General features: G+C 54.1%; 1 protein-coding gene. It reads right to left on the bottom strand.

What is annotated here, in order from left to right; all coding sequences use genetic code 11:
- Positions 1 to 265: 265 nt before the first annotated feature.
- The coding region (locus ACP7BV_RS26955) for a hypothetical protein (RefSeq protein WP_426107971.1) at positions 266 to 1,430 on the bottom strand (1,165 nt) is incomplete at its 5' end.

Below are 1,430 nucleotides of genomic sequence, written 5' to 3'. Positions count from 1 at the left end.
CGTTACCGATTTCCGGCCGCCCCCAGAGTCAGTACTCACGTTGCCGGCATCAGCGGTCAGGTTAACCGAACCACGTCGTGTACCTCAGTTCCCGAATAGCGACTCTTCCTTTCGGCGGTTCGTCGTGGCGAGAGTGTAGCGGCAGGGAATAGATGAGGCGCCGTCTGCGAAGTAACTTATACGGCTGAACTCATTACAGTCGCCAGGGCAAGGCGAACGATATCCAGCGCAACGTCGCCCTTTCTCTGGTTGGCAAAGTGAACATTTACTTAAGAGCTTCAAGCATATGCCTCACATACTCGGTATCGTCATTCTTCAGCATAACGTTGATCGCCCTGAAATCGTCAAGAGTTGAAATACCCCACTTTTGGAGGTCCCCCATTCGCGTAGGCGATAGGATAAAACTGTAAAGTTTCACTGTCCGGTCACCGAGTCGCTGCTCAATGTCCTTGATCGTCTTGAAGAACTGCACCTTGGGACTCATTGGACCTTCGTGTATCAAACCGTGAGGTTCAATGAACACGATGTACTGCTTGGCACCATCGAGAACCCACAGGATGAAGTCGGGGTAAAAGCCGCCCGCCTCAAAAAACCCGATACCGCCGCCGCGCGCCTTGTTGCGCAGCAAAAAGAACTCTTTGCCAGCATGTGCATCACCGCTTGCTGCAAGGTATTTGTGCAAGTCCTTGACGAAGTTGAATTCACTATTCTTCAACGCGACCGGCATCACCTTGATTCTGGATGTCGCCGCTGTGCCGTCGGGCATGTGCAATAGCGGTGAAAACAGGTGAATTCCACCCAGCAAAGCCCTTGGGGGATTGCCGGAAGTCGTCGGCTCCTCATACAGGGCTCCGGCACTGCCCGCCTTTTTAATGGTCAGCGCTAGCGCTTCAACATCGGCTGCAAGCTGTTTGAGATCGGCAACCAACGCCGCCTCATTGGAATCGACCATGACTTGCCAGTGTTCTCCTGGCTGCGGCAGATTTTCATCGTCCGCAGTCAGTTCGCGGTATTCCAGTCGGCGTTCAAAAAAGGCATCGACGTGGTAGTTGCAGAATGCCTCTATCAGCCGTTTCAGTAGCGTGCTAACAATGGTTTGCCACTGCCGCACCTCTGCCCATGTGCGCGGCTGCATGACAGAGTTAGGGGCATACAAGGTATACCAGCCACCATTGCCGTCTGCGAAAAGTTTTGACAAGTCCTCCCGCTGGATCAGCAGGTTTTCGAAACCGCGCACGCGCTTGAATGCTTCCAGTTCAAAAAAGATGGAATCCCAATCGACCAGCGCCAACTGATTGCTGCGGAACTGCTGCGTTTGCTTGACGGTGATCTGTGCAACGTCGGCGTTGCCCACGGCAAACGCTTCGATGCCGAGGGCGCCACCTTGATTTTGCTGGGCGACAAGGACCAACTGGCGTCGGTGGAAGCGG

Origin of the sequence: Massilia sp. TSP1-1-2 (assembly GCF_049896185.1) — a bacterium.
GTDB lineage: Bacteria > Pseudomonadota > Gammaproteobacteria > Burkholderiales > Burkholderiaceae_D > Telluria_A.
This window is presented reverse-complemented; position numbering and strand designations above follow the sequence as displayed.